The sequence below is a fragment of the Trichococcus sp. genome (assembly GCF_049589555.1).
In the GTDB taxonomy this organism is placed as follows: Bacteria; Bacillota; Bacilli; order Lactobacillales; family Aerococcaceae; genus Trichococcus.
This window is the reverse complement of the sequence record NZ_JBAWAZ010000188.1, coordinates 1-3,143: the sequence shown is the minus strand read 5'-3', so window position 1 is coordinate 3,143 and position 3,143 is coordinate 1. Positions and strand designations below refer to the sequence as shown.

Sequence of the window (3,143 nt, the reverse complement as noted above, 5' to 3'; positions counted from 1 at the left end):
CATCAAAATAACGGCAGACAGCATCCCCGACATTCCGCGAACCGGTATGGACCATCACGCCCAAGAAGCCCTCTTCATCGGTTTGCAGTTCAATAAAGTGATTCCCGCCGCCGAGCGTCCCTGCTTGAAAATAGGCCTCATCCAATACATAGGCAAGCTCCTTGTTTGGCCCAACCTTTTCCTGTTCTTCCAGATACCAGGAAAACTGCCGGACAGCTTCGCTTGCTTGTTTGCGTTTGTGCTTCTCATAGCCGTTCGGAATGCTCCGCAGAATAGTGTTGACGATGGTCTGTGCTAATTTCCCATCTGGCGTTTCTTGCGTAATAAGGATTTCCGCGGGAATATTGGTTTGCACAAAAGCCATGCCACAACCGATATCGGCCCCGACTGCATTCGGGACAATCATCCCTTCAGCAGCCAAGATGCCTCCGATGGGCATGCCGTAACCGGCGTGGGCATCCGGCATGAGCGCGATGTGTCGGTAAGCAAATGGCAGATTAGCCAGGTTTTTGGCTTGTTCCAGACAAATCCGATCCAGTTGGCCTGTATGCTCAAGCCAAATTTTGATCGGCACTTTCTGTTCAGATGGTTCGTACAACGTGAACATATTTCATCTCCCATGCGTCGAAATTTGCATAACCAGTAGCGTACTCGCTGAATCGGCTGATTCTGCCAAAGCTTAGTTATCATCATTTTTTCGGTCGCAAATTATTGCAGCTCCATCATATTTACGAAGGCAGCCGGAACCGTAATGGTTTCTCCAAGGCTGGACTCGTAGCTGATCGTTCCAGCCGCCGTGCCATAAAATTTGATGAGGTCATTTTCCGAAATCCCGGATTCATTGATATTCGATTCGTATCCCAGAAAAATGACGGCCCCCTCCTTATCATCAACCGCAACCAGCATTTGTGAAGATCCCTCACCCTGCATCATTTGAATGACCCGACCCGACATCGCAATCATCTCAGAATTATAAGCATCGGGTGCCTGTGCTAATTGATCATAGGTGATATCCGTCCGGTAATTTGCGGGATCCTTGAGTTTTGCCTCTGCTTCAGCCTGAGCTTTGGCTTGAGCTTCAGCATTAGCTTTCTCTTCAGCCGCTTGGATGACCGCCGCTGCCTGTTTATCCGCCTCGGCTTGTTCTATGCTTGCTGCAGTCGCCATCTCTTCGAAGTTATCTATTGCAGTTTGCACTGCTGTACCGGATGCGTTTGTTTCCGCCGTATCCGTTCCCCTACCGAATGCAACCATCGTCCCGACCGCAACAATAAAAATCAACCAAAACCACCATTTTTTCAATAACAGCATTCCGTTTGCCTCATTGCTTGTCTTCTTTGCCATAAAATCCACCTCCCGTATTCTGTCCTCTTCCCCGCAGCTTTTTCCTAGGCAAGAAGTCGGTATTTCTTCTTTAATATGTACCTTTATTATACCCCCAAAGATCAAGCGAGCGGTATCATTCGCTATCCAGTATGGGCCAACTTATTAACCGAAATAAAAAAAGAAGCACTTGTCAGAATTCGACTCTGACAAGTGCTTCATTTATATTTGGATGGACCTGAGACAAAACTTCCGATTTCTCGGCCCTGATGACGTTATTTCAATCAGGAAGTCGCACGCAATAACTCTGCATCGCCGTTGTACGCCAATGCTTGCGCGCCTTCTTCGCCGGTGCTTACGCGGATGACATTTTCAACATCATAGACAAAGATTTTTCCGTCGCCGATATTACCTGTATATAACGCTTTTCTGGCAGTTTCGATCACTTGTTGGAGAGGCACGTTGCTGATCACGACTTCCACCCGGACTTTAGGCAACAGATCCGCATCGGTTTCTACCCCCCGGTAATAAGTCGTATGCCCTTTTTGCACGCCGTAGCCGAACACGTTCACAACCGTCATGCCGGTGATGCCGATGCCGTTCAAGGCTTTTTTCAGATGATCGAATTTGCTTTCATTGATCAAGATTTCAACTTTGGTCATTTTTTTCGTCTTATGTGCCTTGTTGCTCGGCATCGCTGTCGTGTGGTTTTCCACAAGAACGGCTTCATCCATAGCGACTACTTCTGCATCAAACTGCTTTTTCGGGGAGATGGCTGGAATGGCAACAGGTTCATGCGCACCAACAGCAAGGCCTGCAGCGCTGACTGAACCGTAAGCCGTTTCTCCATGCAAGGAATAGTCCAAACCGTCTTCCTCTTCCTCCTCAGAGGCTCTTACCGGCATAACCAGGCTGATCAGTTTCAGGATGACAAAGGAAACGATGGCTGAATAAGCAGTGACCGCAAGGATGCTGATGATTTCAGCGATCAGCAGGGCAGCATTTCCGTCCACCAATCCACCTGTAATATCCGGATTGATTGAGGATGTTGCGAAAATCCCGGCTGAGATTCCGCCCCAAATTCCGCCGACACCATGACAGCCGAAAGCATCAAGTGCATCATCATACCCGATTCTCTTTTTTAATTCAGTGACAGCGAAGAAACAAAGGATCCCACCGACGAAACCGATGAGCAGCGCTGAGAATGGGCTGACGTAACCGGCACTTTGCGTAATCGAGCCAAGTCCGGCGATGATTCCGCTGACCAAACCTAAAGCAGTCGGTCTTTTGTGCAGGACCCATTCGCACATCAGCCAGCTGAATCCAGCCGCAGCTCCTGATACAGTCGTTGTAATGAAGGCATTCATTGCAATGCCGTTGATGCTGAGCGCGCTGCCGGCATTGAAGCCAAACCAGCCGAATAGCAACAAGCCGGCGCCGATCATCGTCATCGGAATGTTATGCGGTCGGACAGAGTCTTTGTTGGTTCTTTTACCGACAAATATTGCAGCCACAAGCGCTGAAATGCCGGCGCTGACGTGAATGACCGTTCCGCCTGCGAAATCGAGAGCGCCCATTTCACGGATCCAACCGCCGTTGCCCCATACCCAATGCGCAATCGGGTCATAGACCAAAGTTGACCAGAGCAATACGAATGCAAGGTACGCCGGGAATTTCATTCTTTCCGCAACGCTTCCGGAAATGATTGCAGGTGTAATGATTGCAAAAGCCAATTGGAACATCATGAATAACTGATGTGGGATTGTCGGAGCATAATCTACAGGGGCGAATCCAACATTTTTAAGAAAAGCAAATGAAAA

General features: G+C 48.8%; 3 protein-coding genes. All 3 read right to left on the bottom strand.

Features of this window, described 5'->3' with window-relative positions:
* On the bottom strand, positions 1 to 607 hold a 607-nt coding region (locus WBV27_RS07280), incomplete at its 3' end, for an RtcB family protein (protein WP_424200741.1).
* 101 nt (positions 608 to 708) lie between these two features.
* Positions 709 to 1,344, bottom strand: coding sequence for a hypothetical protein (locus tag WBV27_RS07275; protein WP_424200739.1), 636 nt, complete (start codon positions 1,342 to 1,344; stop codon positions 709 to 711).
* A 263-nt stretch (positions 1,345 to 1,607) separates the two neighbouring features.
* The coding region (locus WBV27_RS07270; protein WP_424200737.1) for an ammonium transporter at positions 1,608 to 3,143 on the bottom strand (1,536 nt) is incomplete at its 5' end.